This window comes from Candidatus Kuenenia sp. (assembly GCF_027493735.1).
Lineage (GTDB): Bacteria > Planctomycetota > Brocadiia > Brocadiales > Brocadiaceae > Kuenenia > Kuenenia stuttgartiensis_A.
Genome location: NZ_JAOSKF010000019.1, coordinates 24,506 through 44,330, shown reverse-complemented (window position 1 = coordinate 44,330; position 19,825 = coordinate 24,506). Strand labels below are relative to the sequence as shown.

22 protein-coding genes and 1 pseudogene are annotated in these 19,825 nt (G+C 40.8%); 16 read left to right on the top strand and 7 right to left on the bottom strand.

Annotated elements, in window-relative coordinates; all coding sequences use genetic code 11:
- Positions 1-7: 7 nt before the first annotated feature.
- Genes M5U24_RS11565 through M5U24_RS11555 form a run of 3 tightly spaced genes read right to left on the bottom strand, consistent with a single transcriptional unit; the run spans position 8 to position 3,076 of the window.
- Complete coding sequence (locus tag M5U24_RS11565) at positions 8-958, bottom strand: alpha-L-glutamate ligase-like protein (RefSeq protein WP_295101820.1); 951 nt, start codon at positions 956-958, stop codon at positions 8-10.
- Positions 958-2,484: a UUP1 family membrane protein gene (locus M5U24_RS11560; protein WP_164994903.1), complete on the bottom strand. Its 1,527-nt coding sequence runs from the start codon at positions 2,482-2,484 to the stop codon at positions 958-960. The genes M5U24_RS11565 and M5U24_RS11560 overlap by 1 nt, the downstream gene beginning before the upstream one ends.
- On the bottom strand, positions 2,477-3,076 hold the full coding sequence (locus tag M5U24_RS11555) for a RimK/LysX family protein (protein WP_157775596.1): 600 nt from the start codon (positions 3,074-3,076) through the stop codon (positions 2,477-2,479). The genes M5U24_RS11560 and M5U24_RS11555 overlap by 8 nt, the downstream gene beginning before the upstream one ends.
- An 818-nt stretch (positions 3,077-3,894) precedes the next feature.
- On the opposite strand from M5U24_RS11555, the gene M5U24_RS11550 reads away from it, so the two are divergent.
- The 4 genes and pseudogenes from M5U24_RS11550 to M5U24_RS11535 all read left to right on the top strand — a co-directional run bounded on the left by M5U24_RS11550 (position 3,895) and on the right by M5U24_RS11535 (position 5,135).
- Positions 3,895-4,227 (top strand): hypothetical protein, encoded by a 333-nt coding sequence (locus M5U24_RS11550; RefSeq protein WP_164994902.1) that lies wholly within the window; start codon positions 3,895-3,897, stop codon positions 4,225-4,227.
- Positions 4,228-4,313: 86 nt separating this feature from the next.
- Positions 4,314-4,442, top strand: a complete 129-nt coding sequence (locus tag M5U24_RS11545) for a hypothetical protein (RefSeq protein ID WP_261341075.1) — start codon at positions 4,314-4,316, stop codon at positions 4,440-4,442.
- Positions 4,427-4,543: pseudogene (locus M5U24_RS11540) on the top strand (hypothetical protein); the annotation flags it as partial. The gene M5U24_RS11545 and the pseudogene M5U24_RS11540, both read left to right, overlap by 16 nt.
- A 409-nt stretch (positions 4,544-4,952) precedes the next feature.
- On the top strand, positions 4,953-5,135 hold the full coding sequence (locus tag M5U24_RS11535; RefSeq protein WP_157775599.1) for a hypothetical protein: 183 nt from the start codon (positions 4,953-4,955) through the stop codon (positions 5,133-5,135).
- 325 nt (positions 5,136-5,460) lie between these two features.
- Here the strand turns inward: M5U24_RS11535 and M5U24_RS11530 are convergent, their stop codons facing one another.
- Genes M5U24_RS11530 through M5U24_RS11520 form a run of 3 tightly spaced genes read right to left on the bottom strand, consistent with a single transcriptional unit; the run spans position 5,461 to position 7,101 of the window.
- The gene (locus M5U24_RS11530; protein ID WP_099323621.1) at positions 5,461-5,964 is read right to left on the bottom strand and encodes a nitroreductase family protein; all 504 of its coding nucleotides are present in this window, start codon (positions 5,962-5,964) and stop codon (positions 5,461-5,463) included.
- A gap of 11 nt (positions 5,965-5,975) precedes the next feature.
- A complete protein-coding gene (locus M5U24_RS11525) occupies positions 5,976-6,662 on the bottom strand; it encodes an HAD-IB family hydrolase (RefSeq protein ID WP_099323622.1) in 687 nt (228 codons plus the stop codon).
- Between the two features lie 52 nt (positions 6,663-6,714).
- Positions 6,715-7,101 carry an EamA family transporter gene (locus M5U24_RS11520; RefSeq protein WP_298202490.1) on the bottom strand — a complete coding sequence of 129 codons (387 nt, stop codon included), beginning with the start codon at positions 7,099-7,101 and terminating at the stop codon, positions 6,715-6,717.
- A gap of 508 nt (positions 7,102-7,609) precedes the next feature.
- Between M5U24_RS11520 and M5U24_RS11515 the strand changes: the two genes are divergently transcribed.
- The 12 genes from M5U24_RS11515 (at position 7,610) to lysS (ending at position 18,451) form a co-directional block, all read left to right on the top strand.
- Positions 7,610-8,569, top strand: a complete 960-nt coding sequence (locus M5U24_RS11515; RefSeq protein WP_157775605.1) for an ROK family protein — start codon at positions 7,610-7,612, stop codon at positions 8,567-8,569.
- Entirely contained in the window at positions 8,536-10,338 is a 1,803-nt protein-coding gene (lepA, locus tag M5U24_RS11510; protein ID WP_099323626.1) for a translation elongation factor 4, read from the top strand. Before M5U24_RS11515 ends, lepA begins: the two co-directional genes overlap by 34 nt.
- A gap of 13 nt (positions 10,339-10,351) precedes the next feature.
- Positions 10,352-11,857, top strand: coding sequence for a S26 family signal peptidase (locus tag M5U24_RS11505; protein ID WP_157775608.1), 1,506 nt, complete (start codon positions 10,352-10,354; stop codon positions 11,855-11,857).
- Between the two features lie 2 nt (positions 11,858-11,859).
- Entirely contained in the window at positions 11,860-12,678 is an 819-nt protein-coding gene (lptB, locus tag M5U24_RS11500; protein ID WP_099323628.1) for an LPS export ABC transporter ATP-binding protein, read from the top strand.
- Between the two features lie 89 nt (positions 12,679-12,767).
- Positions 12,768-13,514 carry a LysM peptidoglycan-binding domain-containing protein gene (locus tag M5U24_RS11495; RefSeq protein ID WP_099323629.1) on the top strand — a complete coding sequence of 249 codons (747 nt, stop codon included), beginning with the start codon at positions 12,768-12,770 and terminating at the stop codon, positions 13,512-13,514.
- A gap of 16 nt (positions 13,515-13,530) precedes the next feature.
- Positions 13,531-13,749 (top strand): zinc ribbon domain-containing protein, encoded by a 219-nt coding sequence (locus tag M5U24_RS11490; protein ID WP_099323630.1) that lies wholly within the window; start codon positions 13,531-13,533, stop codon positions 13,747-13,749.
- A 381-nt stretch (positions 13,750-14,130) separates the two neighbouring features.
- Complete coding sequence (locus M5U24_RS11485; protein WP_298202483.1) at positions 14,131-14,286, top strand: hypothetical protein; 156 nt, start codon at positions 14,131-14,133, stop codon at positions 14,284-14,286.
- Entirely contained in the window at positions 14,240-14,620 is a 381-nt protein-coding gene (locus M5U24_RS11480) for an HIT domain-containing protein (protein WP_320414771.1), read from the top strand. Before M5U24_RS11485 ends, M5U24_RS11480 begins: the two co-directional genes overlap by 47 nt.
- A 1-nt stretch (position 14,621) precedes the next feature.
- On the top strand, positions 14,622-15,302 hold the full coding sequence (ispD, locus tag M5U24_RS11475; protein ID WP_099323632.1) for a 2-C-methyl-D-erythritol 4-phosphate cytidylyltransferase: 681 nt from the start codon (positions 14,622-14,624) through the stop codon (positions 15,300-15,302).
- A 51-nt stretch (positions 15,303-15,353) separates the two neighbouring features.
- A complete protein-coding gene (locus M5U24_RS11470) occupies positions 15,354-16,028 on the top strand; it encodes a hemerythrin domain-containing protein (RefSeq protein ID WP_099323633.1) in 675 nt (224 codons plus the stop codon).
- A gap of 199 nt (positions 16,029-16,227) precedes the next feature.
- Positions 16,228-16,914 carry a family 16 glycoside hydrolase gene (locus tag M5U24_RS11465; protein ID WP_157775610.1) on the top strand — a complete coding sequence of 229 codons (687 nt, stop codon included), beginning with the start codon at positions 16,228-16,230 and terminating at the stop codon, positions 16,912-16,914.
- A 103-nt stretch (positions 16,915-17,017) separates the two neighbouring features.
- Positions 17,018-18,451: a lysine--tRNA ligase gene (lysS, locus tag M5U24_RS11460; protein WP_099323635.1), complete on the top strand. Its 1,434-nt coding sequence runs from the start codon at positions 17,018-17,020 to the stop codon at positions 18,449-18,451.
- A 298-nt stretch (positions 18,452-18,749) separates the two neighbouring features.
- Here lysS and M5U24_RS11455 read toward each other — a convergent pair whose 3' ends face one another.
- The gene (locus M5U24_RS11455; RefSeq protein ID WP_230405771.1) at positions 18,750-19,190 is read right to left on the bottom strand and encodes a hypothetical protein; all 441 of its coding nucleotides are present in this window, start codon (positions 19,188-19,190) and stop codon (positions 18,750-18,752) included.
- Positions 19,191-19,825 lie beyond the last annotated feature (635 nt).

The following is a 19,825-nucleotide window of genomic DNA, read 5'->3' as shown; positions in this document are numbered from 1 at the left end:
AGTATATCTATGCTGAAATATTACAAATATTTTGTATGAAGGAAACCCTTTCTTCCAAAGTGTTTAGTTCTTTGTAGCGTTGCTCAACGATTTTCAGACGCGGCAATAATCCTGCGCAATTGGCGATTTGGATGTTGAGACCCGGACGCGCATTCAATTCTAAGAGCATAGGCCCCTTGTCTCTGTCAATAACAATATCTATTCCCTGATAACCTAATCCTGTGAGTTGGTAACACCGTGCGGCCAGGTTCAATAAATTCTCCCAGTTTGGGATCTTTATGCCGGTTATTTCAATACCTGTATCCGGGTGTTCCGTAATAATATCATTAAACCATACCCCTGTAGTGGTGATACCTGTTGCTATATCAATACCAACGCCTATTGCACCCTGATGCAAATTTGCTTTGCCATTCGATAAATGTGTTGGCAGGCGCATCATTGACATAACCGGCACTCCGAGAAAAACAATAATGCGAATATCAGGCATTCCCTGATAGGTAAGGTCTCTGAAAAATGGGGCAAGCTGCACCGTATATTCTACGAACGCCCTATCGGTATGTCCTCCTATACTATATACGCCGCTAAGAATCTCTAAAATGTGATTTTCAAGGAACTCTTCACTAACGATCATCCTTCCCAGGGTTCGATATCCTTTCTTAGAATGGCCGGTGATAACGATTATGCCATTTCCACTGCTCCCATGGGCAGGTTTAATAACGAATGTGGAATGTTTTTTGAGAATGGCATGTATATCCCGTGCCTGATGGTTTACTGCTACAACGGCATACAATTCGGGGACGTTAATGCCCGCCTGTATTGCAAGTTTCTTGGTAAGTAATTTGTCATCCACAAGCGGGTATAGGCACCGCTTATTATACTTTGAGATATAATCGATATTACGGCGATTAATTCCAACAATTCCTAATTTATGCAATTGTTTTATGAGTTTTGGAATCATTATTTTATCTTATTAAACTCCTTAAAACGGAATAACTCTACTAACCTGTACCCTTTATACCTGCCCAAAAGCATGGCGATTGCCAGTATCTGCAAAAGCATCTCCGGATATACGAATATTAAGTGTCTGCTATATTTGTTAAACATAAAAAAGTATACAATGGAAGCGGCGATTAAACTTCCCACACATTGTTGCAATGCGGCTTTAGACCCCCGTTCCTCCCACGTAATGGTCATTCGTTCTATCGTCATAGTGAGAATGACTATTGGGAATATTGAGATGGAGAGTCCTATCTCAATATGAAGTTTGTAGAATAAAATATCGAATATCCCGATGAATATAATAATGATAATAAGTAAGGATGCGAGACGGGATACCATCAGGAGCCTGAAATTCTCAAGATACAAACGCACAGCCATTCCAATCGCAACCAGTATGCTAAATAATATAATACCTGAAATTAAATGTGTTTCCCTGAAAGACAGAGCGATAAGCACAGGCATAAAAGTGCCAAATGTCTCAATACCAATAACATTTCGCAGGATAACCAAAAATAAAACGCCAATAGGAATGAGCAGCAACAGATGATAAACTGCCTGAAAATGGAGCGGCAAGCTGAATAAAGAAAAATTTAATAAATACGGGTTCATTGTTTCCGCCCTTTTTATAGCGGCATTGATAGCATCCTCTTCCTGAAGACCTACAGAAATATTTGTTTTCAGATTTTTCCCGCCGGATAACTGTACTAATGGTTTTGTTCCCCTCCACCAGTCCAGATAGTTCCCGGAAATTAATGATGTTCCTGAAACCGGATCGTAACCCGTCCACTTCCCGCCACTATACACTTCTATGCACCTTTCTATTTTCGCATCGTTTGTTCTGGTGGTTACTTTAATACCATTTACTACCCTGGCAGGAATGCCTGCAAGAGCAAGCAATTGAACCGCTAATTCTACCTTTTTATCCACAGAAACTTCTTTGTCCAAAAGAATCGCAACGTTTTCATCTGGCGGTTGGGCATTCAGAAGCTTGAATAATTTCATCACAAAAGAATCAGTATCTGCTGATTTTCTCAGGATTTCAACAAGAAGGGCGTTGGCTGCTGACCGATTAGGTTCCAAAAATTCAGGAACTTCCCATTCAAGAGGGGGTGCGCTATCCGGAGGATTTCTTACTTTTACTTTATTCACCTGGATGCGGTAGAGAAGCACCTGACGCTTACTTGCCTCGTGAATAGCCCATGTTGCGCTCCGGTTAATGTTGTCGGTAGAAGTGGTTATACCATAAGACCTCGAGACAAAATTTTCAGATGAAATAATAAAGTTTCTTGAATATCCGGGCAAGAATAACACCACCTTTGCCGGTTCGTTCTGTGCATCAAAGGAAACATGAACTTCAATATTCCAAAAATTAGCCTTTTCCTCCGGGACTATAGGAAAACCAAATACAAAATATTTATAGGCGATCAAACCACAGCTTATGAGTAAGAGGCTGAAGATAAAAAAGTAAAAATGTGTTCTATTCATCGCCGAAAACACTCTCGCATTTTGGTTCTTTGGAATAGGTGGAGGATACATCTATGAAAAAATCGTCCAGCAAAAAATTTCTCCCTATAAGCATCTGATACATAAACCGTGTCCTGTTTGAAAGAGTTACTTCAACCTCCTTATAAATACCTCCTATGCAAATGCCAAGTTTAATAACGGGGCGTTTTTCTGACGGCATTCCTATACGCTTTACTGTTGCTGTGCGTATGACCCTTTCCTCAATATTCAACTTTTCTCCTTTTTCATTTATCAATTCAAATTTCACCCATTTTTCACCATCCCGCTCAAATAAGGTATAAACAGGGGCATTTATGGAACAGGTTTTGGCGCCGGTATCTACTTTTGCTTTTAAAACAATGTTCCCGGGGAAAACAAGAATCTTCTCTACCCGGCCCAAAATTTCTTTACTTTTTGCATCTGCCAACGAATGGAATGCAAAAACCAAAAATAAACTGGCTATAATAAATATGCTTTTAGTTTTATACAATAATAAATGGGAAACAAATCTTTGTAGAAATCCGGCAGTAGCTATTTCACAAGCCCGAAAAGGGGGAAACATAGATTTTATCATTGAAATAATGCCTCCAGAGCAATTGAATCTAAAAAAGAAATGTGAATTGTCCATAATAGTTCCTTAAATTACACTAAAAATCATTTGCAATACGAATACTGTGCTTCATTGTTTGACCTTTTTTCTGTTTTTCTTCACTGACAGGCATTAAATAATCATTACCGTTAGGTGAAAATGGTAAATACAAAGTATCACAGTATTTATAAAACATAAAAATAACATAGGCTATTTTAAAAAGAACGTGCCGTTAATGTCAAATGCTTATTTATTACGGTGATGACAGAAAAGTATCAGGCAATATATACTGTAAGAGTTCACAAATATTGATTTTTGAAATTAGATTTAACTTCTGTTGACATAAATAGTTATAGCATTCCTGAAATCACATTTTGTGAACTCCTTGAGTATAAGTATCACAAATCCGGCCTGACCCTTTAATTTAGAGGCGTTGCAGATAAAGTTGCCGGGATTATAGGGCAGTCACGAAAAAAACTTGCTTTGTGACGTAAAAGCCAATAAATATAAGGCTTTTACGGCATTTTTTTAAATTGGTGTGAACATCCGTTTGATAGTATGCTTAGTGTAGGGGCGAAGCATCGATATTTCGGTCTCTATGCCGAGATTATGAACGGGCATTGGGTGAGCATGGATTTATTCAGAGGGGGTTTAACCGGCGCAGGAAATTTAAGAAAAGGAAGACTTCTCTATGGGAGGGATTAATAGCTCTCAGCCTCCGTACCGGCCGCAGCGCCCGGCAACCGGTTATCGGGGTACGGCCCAACCGATGCCTGCGCGAATATTATAACAAAAGGAAAACCATGTTTCAAATAAAAGTTGACGATTCAGGGGTGGTAAAACTCCTGGGCGAATTAAAGCAGAGAACCTCAAATCTAAATCCGACCATGCAGGTTATTGGCGAACTTGTAAAAACTTCGGTCAAGAGAAACTTTGAGGTGGGCGGGCGGTATTCCATGGAAGGAAGTTGGGCGGGAGGATCAAAAACATGGTTGCCACTAAGCGCCGCAACCCTTTTTAGCGGCAGAAAGAGCAAATATATAACGAGGAAAGGCTCATACCGGAAAGGGGTGGAAGAAAAGCTTAAAAAATTGGAATTTTTCAAAAAAAACAAATTGTTACAAATTTTCAATTAAAAATAAGGGTGGCATTGACAAACTTTGTTTGTTCGTGTTGAACCAGACATTATGACGACGGTTTTTTATAATGTAAGAGGGTCAGAATGAAAGCGAAAATATCAGTCATTGATGACGAAGAAAGCATACAGAGTATACCTTCAGGGAATTTCTCTCAGATGAAGGGTATGACGTTGATACTGTTGAGAATTATAAGGATGCGTTGTCAGCTTTGAAAAAAACAAACTACGATGTGGTATTTACCGATATTGTCTTAAAGGGGAAAACGGGTATAGAGATTCCTGAAGCTATCAGACGTAAAAATATGAACTGTTAGGTTATTATTATTACCGCCGCTCCGGAAATTGAAAGCACCACATCAGCGGTGAGGCTTGGCGCCTTCAATTATATTCCTAAGCCTGTAACGCAGGAGCAACTGTTAAATATTACGAAGAAAGCGTTAGAGAAAAAGATAGCGCTTGATAGAAAAAAACAATTATTTCAATATGAAGGCCGTACTCAGAAGCGTAAATGATGCGATAATTATCATGAACAAAGACCTGACCATATTATAAGCAAACGATTTGGCCATTAGAATATGTGATCTGGCCGATAGTGCAAAAGGCAGGAAATTTATCACATATACTGAACATTGTAGCGGAAAATGCCTTCTATCGATTGCAAAAACTTTGAGAAATAAGCAAACAAAAGAAATGTTCTATGTGCAATGTCAGAAAAGCAGCAATATGAATCAAATAGTTAATGTTACGACTTCTCCGCTTCTTAACGAAAAAGGCGCTATTATCGGGATAGTACTGGTGGTAAAAGACAAATCCGTATCAGAAGAAACAGCAAATAATAGCCACATTGAATCAAATAAATTTCATCGTAGTTATCAGCAGATCAGAAAAAATGCAATCGGTTTTTAGCGACTATTAAAAATCTGGCAGATGTGCAAACACTACCGCGTTAATCACCGGAGAAAGCGGTACCGGCAAAGAATTTGGTCGCTGAAACGATCCATGAGGTTGGTATTTACATACACCTGCAAGGCGCTACATTAATCCCAAAATAGCCCTTGTATTTTACGGCAAATGGCAGATTCTTTCCATAAGCGTCCTGCGCATCCTGAAATGCATAGTTCATAAATAAATAATTGTCGTAACAGTTCACCCCTTCAGGATTGTACCGGTATTTGAAAAGGGACTACCCCCTAATCCTTTCCTAAGAGGGAACTTGCCAAATTCCCATACATCATATATATTTTGTCAATTCTTTCAGCGATTTACGATGAGTAGGGTCAGGCATAATTTCAGGATAACCAAGCGGCGTAAACGCAACAGGTTCAATGCCGGGCGGAAGATGAAGGACTGATTTTACGACAGATATCTTAAAAGCGGCAACCCAGCAAGTAGCCAGTCCCTCTTCTGTGGCGGCAAGGATGAGATGGTCCATCGCTATTGCGGCGTCTATATCCGCATAATTTTTTCCGTCACCTCGTTTCCACGCTACTTCCGGAATACTGCATACGCCAATTATCACAGGGGCGGTGTAAAACCATTCTTCGCTATACGCTTCTTTCAGTTGTTTTTTCACATTCTCATTCTTAATCACAAAGAAGCATACCGGTTGGCGGTTGGCGGCGCTTGGCGCATTTCTTGCCGCCTCCAGTATTCGTTCCAGTTTTTCTTCAGGAACAGACTCTTTCTTGTAAGAACGCACACTCCGTCTTTCTTTCATAATATTGTATATATTCATTTGCTATCCCCTTAAAAAGTAACCATTTTCCACTGATTCGCCCTGGCATACAACCAAAGCATAGGACTTGCGTTTACCGCTACCGGGTATCCCACTATACGCAAAAATTTTACATCCACATATGCGTTGCCAAAACCATAGGAAGATGAAAGATCCAAACTATATTCTGAAACAAGGCGTTCAATAATCTTCACCTTCCCACCGCAGTAAGAATGGATGCCGTCAATCTCACCGGTAATCCTGCCTTCATTGTCAACGGCAAGTTTAGTCCCTATCCCAATATCGGCATTGCAAACTTTTGTAAAGCATTCTACCATTGGACTCAGCGTACCTGATAGTAAAATGATCAGATATCCTTCATTTTTCAGTCTCTTTATTTCCTGTAACGCATATTCCGATATATGCGGCAATATTCGCTTATGAAAACATTCGTCTATATTGCCAATAATGTTTTCATAATCATTATTCTTTAGATAGTATTTATTCTTTCTGAAAGACAGCCCCTTTAAACTGAAACATTTCCGGAGAAAAGCTGCGGCAAAACGCAACAGACTACTGAAATTTATTACCCTCTTTTCCAGAAGATAATAAAATAAAACCCTTTCGGAGGAAATACCCTTAATTATTGTTCCGTCGATATCAAAAATAGCTGCTTTTCTCACGCGCAGGATTTTACTTATTGAATATGTTTCTTTCAATAAAAAAAACTATAAGGGTGCTTTCTAACGAAGCAACATCAGCCCCCTAAAATTAACAGCATACCCATAACTTTGGAAAAGGTAACCTCCTCTCCCAAAAAAATACAACCAAAAAAAAGGTAAACAACGGGGCGCTGCTGGTAATAGGAACAACTTTTGAAATTTCCCCCGTTTTAATTGCCTTAAAAAATATCACCTGTGCTATAAAACCCGCCAAAAGACCTGCAAGCACAAGGCAGCAAATGGACTTGATTCCCATCCTCCCGACGGCTGACAGATTTGAAGTAAACAACACGATAATAATAACACCAATGACTACGCCCGAACTTCGCACTATATAAGCCGTCATAGGTTCAACAGAAGAAAGCCCTACCTTTTCTAAAAAAGCAACGGTACCCCAGAGAATAGCGGTAATAATTGCAAGATAATATGGCGCCATATTGCCTTACCTCGAATAGTTGTTCTGAATGCTGAATAGTGTAGAGGCGAAGCATTTGCTATAGATTGTCATAAATGCGTTCATACCCAAACGGGCAAATGCTTCGCCCCTACGTGCATTGTTTGCAGATTAAAACTTTATATGATTCTTGTGAAACGGACAATGAAATTCTCCAGATACAGTCGGCAATAGGCAATCGGCAATCTACAGTCGGCAGTCGGCAAATTGCAGATTGATGACTGGGGATTGGAGACCGGAGATTGGATATTGGAGACTGGTGCCTGAGGGCAGTCGTTATTTCCCGGCAAAATGAAGCTTTTATCCGCACCGCCATGCACTTTTAACCCCGTATGATGCATGGTGTTACGTCCTATTACGTTTCAGCCTGATAGCTTTATATGCCTTGATTTGCCGCAATACTTTTGTTACCATTTACCATTTATAAAATTATTTGTAAAATGATTTTTTTTAAACCGTAAGCAGAGGTTTACCAATAAAGGTGCTGGATTTGTGCAAATATATCATCGGCGTGGATTTAGGCGGCACTAATTTAAAAGCCGGCATTGTTGGGCGGGATGGCAACATTTTGTATCAATTTTCAATAAAAACGAACGCCCATGCGGAATCACAGGTAATTTCCCATCAAATATGTGAACTTATCGCCGGAATAATAAAAAATGTCCGCATTGAGAAGTCCGATATTCTTGGTATAGGGCTTGGTTCTCCCGGACTTATTGATAAAAAAGGCGAGACTATTTTGTTTTCACCAAATTTATCCAAATGGCGTGATATCCCCATTAAAAAAATTATATCCGATACATTTGGTTTGCCCTGCATCCTGGAAAATGATGCAAATGCAGCCGCCTGGGGAGAAAAATGGGTAGGGGCCGGGAAAGACGTCAGTTCATTGGTAATGTTAACGCTGGGTACGGGAATCGGTGGCGGCATTATCCTGGATAATAAGTTGTGGCGGGGAATAAATAATACTGCCGGAGAAATAGGCCATATGTCGATACAAACAGACGGCCCTCTGTGTAATTGCGGCAATTATGGATGTATTGAGGTGTATGCATCCGCGCCTGGCATGGTAAGACGATTCAGGGAGTTATTGGAAAGCGGCAAGGCTTCATTATTAAAAAAGGATGAGGAAATTACCGCTAAGAGGATCAATGAAGCTGCCGTACAGGGAGATGGTGCATCGTTGAGTATCATTGAAGAAACAGGACGCTATCTCGGCATTGCTATCGTTAATATCATACACATATTGAATCCCGGGGCTGTTGTATTGTCAGGTGGCCTGATTGGTTCTGGAGAATTGTTAATGCGTCCGGTTAAACGGACAATAGAAGAAAGGGTTTTAAAGGCATCATATAAGGATACGAAAATACTATTTTCACAACTTGGTACTGATGCGGGAATAATAGGAGCTGCCGGATGTCTACTGAAAGAATTAGAAATTTCTGCATAATTGCACATATCGATCACGGAAAGTCAACACTGGCAGACCGCCTTCTGGAAAGGACGCAGGCGATATCTACGAGAGAATTCCGGAATCAGATGCTTGATGATATGGATTTGGAACGTGAACGCGGCATTACCATAAAGGCAAGTGCGGTGGCATTGACGCTCAGGCGCGGGGAAACAGAGTATAATTTAAACCTCATCGATACCCCGGGCCATGTTGATTTTAGCTATGAAGTATCGAGAAGTCTGGGTTCATGCGAAGGGGCTTTGCTGCTGGTGGACGCCTCGCAGGGTGTGGAGGCGCAGACAGTCGCCAATACCTACCTTGCAATGGAACATGATCTGGTAATTATCCCTGTGGTAAGTAAAATTGATTTGCCGCAGTCACGCCCTTATGAGGTATTAGCTGAAATGGAAAAGACCCTGGGCATTAGCTCTGAAGAGGCATTAATGGTGAGCGCAAAGAGCGGAGAAGGCGTTGATCAGATTTTTGACGCTATTATTAAATATATCCCACCGCCAAAAGGCGATCCCAGTGGGCCGCTGCGGGCGTTAATTTTCGATTCGGAGTATGATGCGTACAGGGGCGTCATTATTTATCTGCGTGTCTTTGACGGATCGTTAAAAGTGGGCGATGAAATATTCATGATAAAAACACGGCGTTCGTTTAAGGTGGAAGAGGTCGGCGTCTTTAAACCAAAAATGGCACCCAAAAACGGACTGTTTACCGGTGAAGTAGGATATTGCATTGCCAATATTAAGTCCATTCACGATGTTAAAGTAGGCGATACTGTCACCTTAAACAAGGAAAAAGCGGAAAAACCGTTAACAGGCTACCGGCAGCCAATACCAATGGTCTATTGCGGTATCTATCCTGTGGACAATGCTGATTTTAAAGTGCTTCGTGAGGCACTGGAACGTTTAAGCCTGAACGATTCTTCCTTCAGCTTTATCCCTGAAACTTCTCAGGCGTTGGGATTCGGTTTCCGGTGCGGATTTCTCGGGCTTTTACATATGGATATCGTTCAGGAACGTCTGGAACGGGAAAGTCATATCAATATAGTGCAGACGGCGCCTAACGTAACCTATGAAATTTTAAAAACAAATAAAGAAGTAATCAGAGTCGATAATCCTGAAAGTGTTCCTCCGGTAAATGAAATAGATGAATTTCGCGAACCAATGGTGCGGTCAAGTTTTGTCTTGCCTACAGAATATTTAGGCGCTATCATGCAACTTGCTGAAGCAAGAAGGGGCAGATACAAAAGCACTGAATATTTAAGTGAAAAACGTGCGATTCTTGTATACGAACTGCCCTTAGCGGAAATCATTTTTGATTTTTTTGATAAAATGAAATCAGCCACAAGAGGCTATGGAACATTGGATTACGACTTAATAGGATACGAATCTGCCGATCTTGTAAAATTAGATATCCTGGTTGGCGGGAAAAGAGTAGACGCCCTTTCAACCATAGTACACAAAAAGGATGCAGAGGTCAGAGGAAGAAAACAGGTGAAGAAGTTAAAAAAAGAGATTTCCAGACACCTGTTTGAAGTGGTACTGCAGGCAGCTATCGGGAGCAGGGTAATTGCCAGGGAGACCATTAAACCTATTGCTAAAAATGTTACGGCCAAATGTTACGGCGGAGATATTACGAGAAAAAGGAAACTTCTTGAAAAACAGAAAGAAGGGAAAAAACGTATGAAATCGGTGGGAAACGTGGAAATACCCCAGAAAGCATTCTTGTCCGTACTGTCGATTGATGATGATGAATAAAAAAGGGTGGTTTGTGTTCAAAAATAAGGAAAACACTAAAAAGACAGATTTGCCGGATAAAAAGAAAAAGCGTAAACATAAGTTACGCGAAAATATAGAATCAATAGCCATAGCGGTGGCATTGGCATTCGCTATCCGTTATTTTGTCGTAGAAGCATTTAAAATTCCAACAGGATCGATGGCGCCTACTCTGTTGGGTGTGCATAAGGACGTCAGTTGCCCTAACTGTAACTGGAGTTTCTATGCCGACCGCCAAAGCGAGACCGCTACCTGCCCCAATTGCCAATTTGAAATAAATACCTCTCTTTACTGCACTGCATGCAATGGCAAGATCCGATACAACTGGCCCCCCTGGCTATGGAGAAAAGGCACATGCCCCGCTTGCCAAACAAAAATAGCATGGAAGGATTTGTCAAACCGGGTCACGCATGGCGGTAACAGAATACTGGTAAATAAATTCTGGTATACATTTACCAAACCGAAACGCTGGGACGTCATGGTCTTTGTCTATCCGTTCTATGATATAAAATGTAAAAACTGTTCGGTTCTGATACCTGATGTAAAATGGCGTGACAGTTTATCCTGTCCGCGGTGTGGTTCTACAAAATTTTCAAAAAAGAAGAAGAATTATATTAAACGGCTGATTGGATTGCCGGGTGAAAAGCTGCAGATCGTAAATGGTGATATTTATATAAACGACAAAATACAAAGAAAACCTGAAAAAGCACAGAATGCGTTATGGATGCCTGTTTATAACGGTAATTACACCATACATGAAGAAGTGGTTCCTACCTGGATAATAGACAATGAATTTTGGAATGTCACTGAGAAATCACTGTCATTGAATAATCTGAATAAAGATAATTCCGGGACGTCGCTGGTTACTTTTGGGCAACAAATATCCGATCAGAACGGTTACAATAACCGTTCCGGAGAAAATGAAGTGGGAGACATCAAAATAAGCCTTAACGTTACTCCGGCAAAAGGGTCGCATCGATTGGAATTTGTTCTTGAAAAAAATGAAGAGGTCTTTTCCGCCAGTATTCCCATCGAAGATATCGCAAACAAGTGTACTCTTTCGAGATCAAATAATGTTGTAGTGGAAAAAGATTTTCATTTAACCGTCAACCAGACACATAAGATAGAATTTTCCAATGTAGATCATATCGTATCGCTTAAAGTAAATGACGTTAATGTATTTTCATTCGACTATTATAACGGGAGTATCCCCGCGTTCCGCCCATTTGACTCAAGCAAGGTGCGTTTTGGCGGGACGAACGCAAAGGTGAAGTATGACAATATTCAAATATATCACGACATTTATTATACACGCCTTTCGGACGATACCTATGGCACTTCCCAGCCAATTCAATTGAAGGAAAAAGATTATTTTGTATTAGGGGATAACAGCAGAAACAGTAACGATAGCCGCGTGTGGAAGTTTGTTCCAGAAAAGAATGTTATAGGGAAGGCATTTTTTGTATTCTGGCCATTAGAAAACATCAACTTTATTAAATAGATATGAACTTACTCCGAACAGAAGGGCTAACAAAATCTTTCGGTAAACGCACTGTTGTAAACAATGTCAGTTTCGAAATAAACAGAGGCGAGATAGTCGGATTGCTTGGCCAAAACGGGGCAGGGAAAAGCACCTCTTTCAATATGGTTATTGGAATTATTCGCCCAGATAGCGGAAGGGTAATATTTCAAGGCGAAGACGTTACCCATATGCCTATATATTTACGGGCGCGTAAAGGCATGGGATATTTATGCCAGGAACCGTCTGTTTTCCAGCGTTTAACGGTGGAAGAAAATATTCTGGCGATCCTGGAAACCCACAGATACAATTCTCATGAAAAATACAAATTACTTGTCGATTTGCTTACCGAATTCAATTTGAAATCGCTTTCAAAACATAAGGCATTTACCCTTTCCGGCGGAGAAAGAAGGCGTCTTGAAATTGCGCGGGCGCTTGCAAGCTCTCCTTCCATGATTTTGCTGGACGAACCCTTCACCGGCGTGGATCCTATTGCGGTAAATGAGGTGCAGGAAATCGTTTTAAAACTCCGAGATAAGGGCATCGGCATTCTTATTACCGACCACAATGTCCGGGAGGCGCTGAGCATTACCTCTCATTCATATATTATCAGCGAAGGCGAGGTTGTCGCAAAAGGCACAACACAGGAAATATTAAATAATCCGGTCGCACGCCAGTCTTATCTCGGTGATAATTTCCCGAACAGTGAACATCGGTTAGCCGATTTCGATTATCAGCACAGGAAAACATCAACAAATAAAAAGAAAAAACCCATTGTTCGAAAAGACGCCATTATAAAATAGTGTCTTAAGCAGTAGGCAATTCTACAGTCTACAATCTACAGTCGGCAATCGGTAGTTAATGAAGGACTAAGGATGAAAGACCACTTAATATGAATAGCATAAAAAGTTATTTACGTAACGTTTATATCATCTTTCTCTCAGCCGTGTCTGCATTGTTTTTTCTGGGTGGGTGCGCCACTCAAAAAGAAAAAACGGAAATTCCATTGCTTAAAGAAAAGCCGGTAGCTTCTGAAGAACCACAAAAGGCGATGACTACCTATACGATTATGAAAGGGGATACATTGTGGCGTATTTCAAAAAATTACGGTGTGTCGGTCGAGTCAATTGTGGCGGCAAATCAAATAAAAGATATACGGGATTTAAAGATAGGACAGAAAATTACTATTCCTTCGAACAATGTTTCCTATACATATAGCAACCCAACAGTAAGCGCAATGCCGTCTCAAAACCGGGTAGTTTCTTCAAAAGGTTTTATCTGGCCCGTAAAAGGGGATATCGTATCGCATTTTAATCAAACAAGAAACGGCAAAAAGTTTATGGGTATAAGTATACAACCCCATTCAAGACAAGAAATCGTTGCGGCAAAAAAAGGAACGGTAGAAGCAGTTTCCGGTTCGGACAATAATTTTTATGTGGTCGTAATCAAACATGATGGGGAAGTAAGAACTTTATACGGCGTCCATTGCATACCAATTGTCAGCGAGGGAAACTATATTGAACAAGGGCAGACAATTGCCACTTTTGATCCCCTCACAAAGGAAAGCAGCACAAAAGAAATTCACTTTAAAATATATGTAAAAGATAAACCTGTTAACCCTGTCTCTTATTTACCTTAATAATGGAGAAAGCAGTATGCCCGTATATGAATTTAAATGCAATAAATGCAACATAACATTTGAGGAATATTTTAAAAGCACCTCTGAACAAAAAATGCTATTCTGCCCTTCCTGCCGAAGCGAACACGTTGAAAAAATATTTTCCGTTTTTGGAGCCTCAGGAACAGGCAACGGCAATCCTGCCCCCGCAGGAAACAAGGCGGGCGGCGGTTGTGGTTGTTGTGCAATGGGCTAATGAGCCTTTTCCGGCGCTTCGCCACTGCATCTGTTGATAATGTTAATGTAGAGACGCATTGCATGCGTCTCTTTGTTTTGTAAACATTTTCATTACGCATAGCAGTTTCCAGACGCATACAATGCGTCTCTGCAAAATATCGAAAATTCCTAAACTGGCAGCACCGGAACCAAACAAGCACGAGATAAGAAATACGAAATACGAAAAAGGAACCACAGATTGCACAGATTAAAAAATTAATCACAAACTTAACAATGACTAATTCAGAACATATTTCAGATTTCACAATTAAATATTTTGCAAAAAAACACGCACTGACGAATGGAAGTGTGCAAAGAAATTACTGATAAGGTAAATGTTAAAATAAAGGATTTTTGAATTATGAAAAATATATGGGCGCCATGGCGTGTGACGTATATTAAGAACGCGTCTGAAAAAGAGGCATGTTTTTTATGCGAAGCGTACAACGGCAGTTCGGAAGAAGAAAAACATATCATTCGTATGCCGCGGCGAGCAATGTTTTTGCATTCTGAATAAATATCCCTATAACAGCGGACACCTTATGGTTGTCCCAAACAGGCATGTGGCAGATATCACCGAACTTGCCGATAGTGAATTATTGGAGATAATGAAGATGGCGGGCAAGATGCAAAAACACCTTTCATCGCTTATGAAACCCGATGGTTTTAATATAGGCATTAACCTGGGAAAATCAGCCGGCGCGGGGTTGCCAGGCCATATACATTTGCATATAGTACCAAGATGGAACGGCGATACGAATTTTATGCCGGTCTTTTCAGACGTAAAGATCATATCTCAGTCATTGGAATATATTGCTGCGGAACTTAAAAAAAGCATTTCGGGTGGGTAAAGTGAAAGTATCGGGCATCCTGGTTGGCGCCGGACTTGGGTTACGTATGGGAGGGGATGTAAAAAAACCTTTCATTCAGATCAACGATAAACCGGTATTCCTTCATACAATAGACCGGTTTTCACAATGCAGCCTGATTAGCGAAATTGTTCTGATTGTCGGAGAACCGGAGATAAATGTTGTTCTGGATACGTGGCGGGATTCGCTGAATGCATACAATATAAAAAAAATCGTTCCGGGAGGAAAAAGAAGACAGGACAGCGTGTTTAACGGTTTGTGCAATGTCGATGCGGATACGGAAATAGTGCTTATCCATGATCTGGTACGGCCGCTTGTAAAAAAAGAACATATAGAAGCGGTGGTTTACAAGACAAGGGAATATAAAGCTGCAATCCTCGCCGCGCCAATGAAAGCAACAGTAAAAGAAGTAAATGATGATTTATCAATAAAGAAGACTATTCCCAGAAACAAGCTATGGATGGCCCAGACCCCCCAGGGGTTTGAGAAAACGTTGATTATTAACGTATTTCGTCAATTTCAGCACACCGGTAGAGAATTTACCGATGACGCACAAATGGTGGAGGAGGCCGGCCACCCCGTATATATTGTTCCCGGTTCTGATGAAAATATAAAAATCACTACCCCTGATGATATACGTATTGCAAAGGCATTGTTAAAATAGGCTGTGTTTATCCAACGGCATTCATTTTTACTTTTTCAAAAATCTAAATACATGAAAAAATATTGTCTCCTCTGTATCATTATTCTTTGCCTGCCAGTTTTTTCCTGCGCCAACAAGGAACGCATAACCTCTGATAGTTTTAAAAACTATGAAGGGTCTCATGCGTTTACCACGGAATTGCTGAGAACTGATTTTGCGCTGCAGAAAAGGGTTTTAATAACCCTTGAGAAGGCAATAATGCTCATGGAAGACAATGTTGATTCCGTCAGCAAAGAAACATTTGAAAAGAGTATAGAGGTTATAAGTTATTTTTTTGATATTTGCCATATTGAAAAAGAAAACGAAATACTTTTTCCATTTGTCAAAAATATACAAGGCGGTATGGAAAAGAAAGATTTTCTGGGGCGGCTATTAATGGAACATATATCGGCGAGAGACCGGAAAAGGGCTTTATCAGATGCAGTGAAAGGAATATCTTTAGGCAAAAAGGCGAGAAAGACTATCAAAAAAGCTGGTTACAGGTATATCAAATATGTAAAAAAGCACCTCCAAACAGAGGAAAAGGCTCTTTTCCCATGGATAGATACACTACTATCTCACGATGACCAGTTAGCACTGATAGAACGGTTAAATGCGGTTGAAGAGAAATATATCAGTAACGGACTGCATGAAAAATATTTCATAATGGTGGAGACCCTTGAAAAACAATTAGGGATATTACCATGAATACGATTTTAGGATTTTAAATCGTAAATCTCCGCGGGTTAAGGTTGCAAACCTGAGCCCGCCGGGAGTTGATGGACAGTAGTATGTAGTACGACGAGGTTCGTCGCACTACAAATGACAATTTCCCATGTTCGTTTATGTAGGTTTTACTTTTCTCTTGTTTATTTTTTTTTTACTTTTTTAACATATGGAGTTTGTTATGGAAAAATACGCACTAATTATTTTTGTTTGTATGAATTTTTTAATAACCAGCGGCGCTTTTGCACAGCAGGGACAAAAGGTGACTGTAGCCGAAATATTGGGAGAAAGGAAAGAGTATTATTTTGACAACGACGAGTTATCCAACACGCCTAAGGGATTTTTTGAAGCCCTTACCGGCAACGGCAAAAAGGGACAATGGAGGGTGCTGAAAGTGCAGCACTCACCTTCTTCAGACAATGTAGTTGTACAGACAAAAACGGATAAGACTGCTAAGCGTTTCCCTTTGCTGATGGTAGAGTATATCGATTATAAAGACGCCATGGCATATGTAAAATTTCGCGCTGAAGGTGGAGAGATAGACCAGGCGGCAGGACTGGTCTTCAGGTATAAGGATAATCAAAACTATTATGTGTTAAGCGCCAATGCATTGAAAAACAATGTGCATTTATATAAAGTGTCAAATGGACAGCAAAAATTGCTCGGAGAAAAAAATATGCCCGTATCCTCAAACGAGTGGCATTTGTTAAAAGTTGTTTATGACGGGAAAAAGATACGCTGTTTTTTTGAAAATGCAATGGTAATTGAAGTTTTAGACGATACGTTTTCTTCCGGCGGCATAGGGCTTTGGACAAAATCCGATTCGTATGTATTGTTTGACGACCTCGTAATACAAGAAAATTCCTGACCCAACTACACAGAAAGATTAACGCAGTTCCGCACTCTGAAATTGAGTCGATTGATGAAGATATTTCAATATGAATATTTGTTGCCAAAGGATGTAAATAGTAATGGAAAAATATGAACAGGAACGTTTTACAAAGCTGCAGAAATTGAGGGATAAAGGCGTCGATCCGTTTGGCGGACGATACGACAACGTACAATCAATACAAACGATCCTTGAGGGTTTCGCGCCTGACCGTGATGATATTAAGGCTAAGGCTGCCGGCCGCATCATGACGATGCGGCCACACGGGAAAACGGTATTTTTGGATATACGTGACCGTACGGGCAAAATACAGGTGTATATAAAGCGCGATAAAGTAGGAGAAGATACATTCGAAATCTCCCATTTACTCGACCTTGGTGATATTTTAGGCGTAGAAGGCACTCTTTTCAAAACGAGAACGGGAGAAATTACGATCTTTGCGGACAATATCACCCTCTTATCAAAATCACTGCTTAACCCCCCTGAAAAATGGCACGGGCTGAAAGATATTGAACTCAGACACAGACAGCGGTATGTTGATTTGTTTACAAATCAGGATGTTATGCAAACATTTTTAAAACGCATACAGATTATCAATCACATACGCGCATTTTTGAATGAGAGGGATTTTGTGGAAGTGGAAACACCCATGATGCAACCAATACCCGGCGGAGCGGTGGCAAGGCCCTTTATTACCCACCATAATGCCCTGGATATTGATTTGTATTTAAGAATCGCACCTGAACTGTATTTGAAAAGACTGCTGGTGGGCGGCATGGAAAGGGTATATGAAATTAACCGCAATTTCAGAAATGAAGGCATTTCCACACGCCACAACCCTGAATTCACAATGATGGAATTATACCAGGCATACAGTGACTATAACGGCATGATGGAATTGACGGAAGAGCTGATCACCTCGCTGGCAATGAAAATACAGGGGAAATATGAACTCTCCTTCGGCGAAATAACGGTCAATATGACGCCCCCATGGCGACGCGCTACTTTCTGTGAACTTCTGAAAGAACACAGCGGCATATCATACGACGATGAAGAAGGGTTAATAAGAAAATCAAAGGAATCAGGCTTAGAGACAAACGGTATCAGCAGGGACAACATCGCCAATACCCTTTTTGAGGAACTGGTTGAAAAAACGCTGGTAAACCCCACCTTTGTGCTGGATTATCCCACTTCAATCTGCCCTTTGACAAAAACGTGTGCGCACGACCCTCGTTTTGCCCAAAGGTTTGAATTGTACATCGCATCTATGGAAGTGGCAAATTCCTATTCGGAACTTAATGATTCGATAGAACAGGACAGAAGACTTCATGAACAAATTGGCACAGAAACAGATATTACCGGAAAGATTGATGAAGATTTTTTAACCGCCCTTAAATACGGAATGCCACCGGCAGGCGGTCTTGGGATAGGCATCGACAGGCTTATTATGCTGCTCACCAATAACGTTTCCATCAGAGAAGTTATCTTGTTTCCGCTGCTAAAACCGAAGCAATAGAGAAGTACGAGGTACAGCTTGTCCTTGCGAGCATCTCCGCTTGTCATTGCGAGGGCCTTTTCCGAAGCAATCTTTTTTATAATGCCAGATTCAATCAAGGTAATTGTAATGGATAAATTATACTCCGTTTACATAATGACGAATAAAAATAATAAAAGGTCTTCTCCCTACTGAGTGAGTAAAAATGAGCGAAAAAAGTCTTGCGACCCGCAATTAGAGGGAGTTTTCAGCTTGTTTTAGCGTCTAAAAATGTGATATAAAATCGCATGAGAAAAAAACGATCACTTTATGATGCATATCAGTTTTGTAGTTTTAAACCACAACACAAGGTATCAGGCGTTTTTGGCGACTCCAATGCCATGGTAATAAAGCTTACCCGACAGGGAAAAAAACCGTCTGCGGTAACTGCGGTAAAGTATACCGAACCATCTATGACCGCAAGAATAGGCGAGTGCGTGATCTTTCCAGCGGCAACAGGCGTGTATACCTTGAACTTGAGATTCGTCGGGTTTTCTGTATTTGCTGCAACAAGGCGAAGCAAGAGAAGCTGAAGTTCCTTGCGGATAATCCTTTCTACACCAAGCGCTTTGCCTTCTATGTCGGCAAGAGATGCAGTACCCAGGCGATTAAATACGCTGCCGCAGAATTGCACCTGGACTGGAAAACTGTCAAGGAACTCGAAAAGCAGTACATGCGGGAGAAACTCCGCCGTGCCGGGAATCCAGGTGGGTGCATTCACGATTTTTTGCAAAAAAACAATCAGTAGGGGTTAACAGTAACGTAGAGACAGGTTTCAAACCTGTCTTTTACCAGGAGCATTTCCGATTTTTGTAACCGTTTGTGTGATTGGGGCAAAACAACGCTGCAAGGGATGTGGAAAGCCTGTCCCCCGCTGGCGGGGGATTAAGGGGGTGGAATTGTCTGCGGAGGAAATCTGGGCGGTTTATAACATGAATAGCCATAAATTTTTCTTCTCATTCCTACGTTCTGCGGGAATGCATGTCACGAAACAGGATAAAATTGTCCATTTGACCAGTCTGCGGAGCGTGGAAAGAGGGTCAAATTTGTTTTAATAATAAAGGGGTAGTTGAATCGATGGAGAAATCCAGTCCACCCCCTGCACCCCCGCCAGCGGGGACATAGTTTGAACAACAGGCGCATTCCCGATTTTTGGTTAACTAATTGTACATTGTAACACAAGCATCCTGCTTGTGGCATTTTACCCTCAAACAGGAAACTTGTGTTACTATTCCTTTCCCTCTCCCCGCTAATGGCATTTTTACAAAAAATCGGGAATGCTCCCCTTTTACCGCTTGAAAATGACAGAAACAACCCTGACAGGGTTCCAAACCCTGTCAGGGTTAATCAAACAAG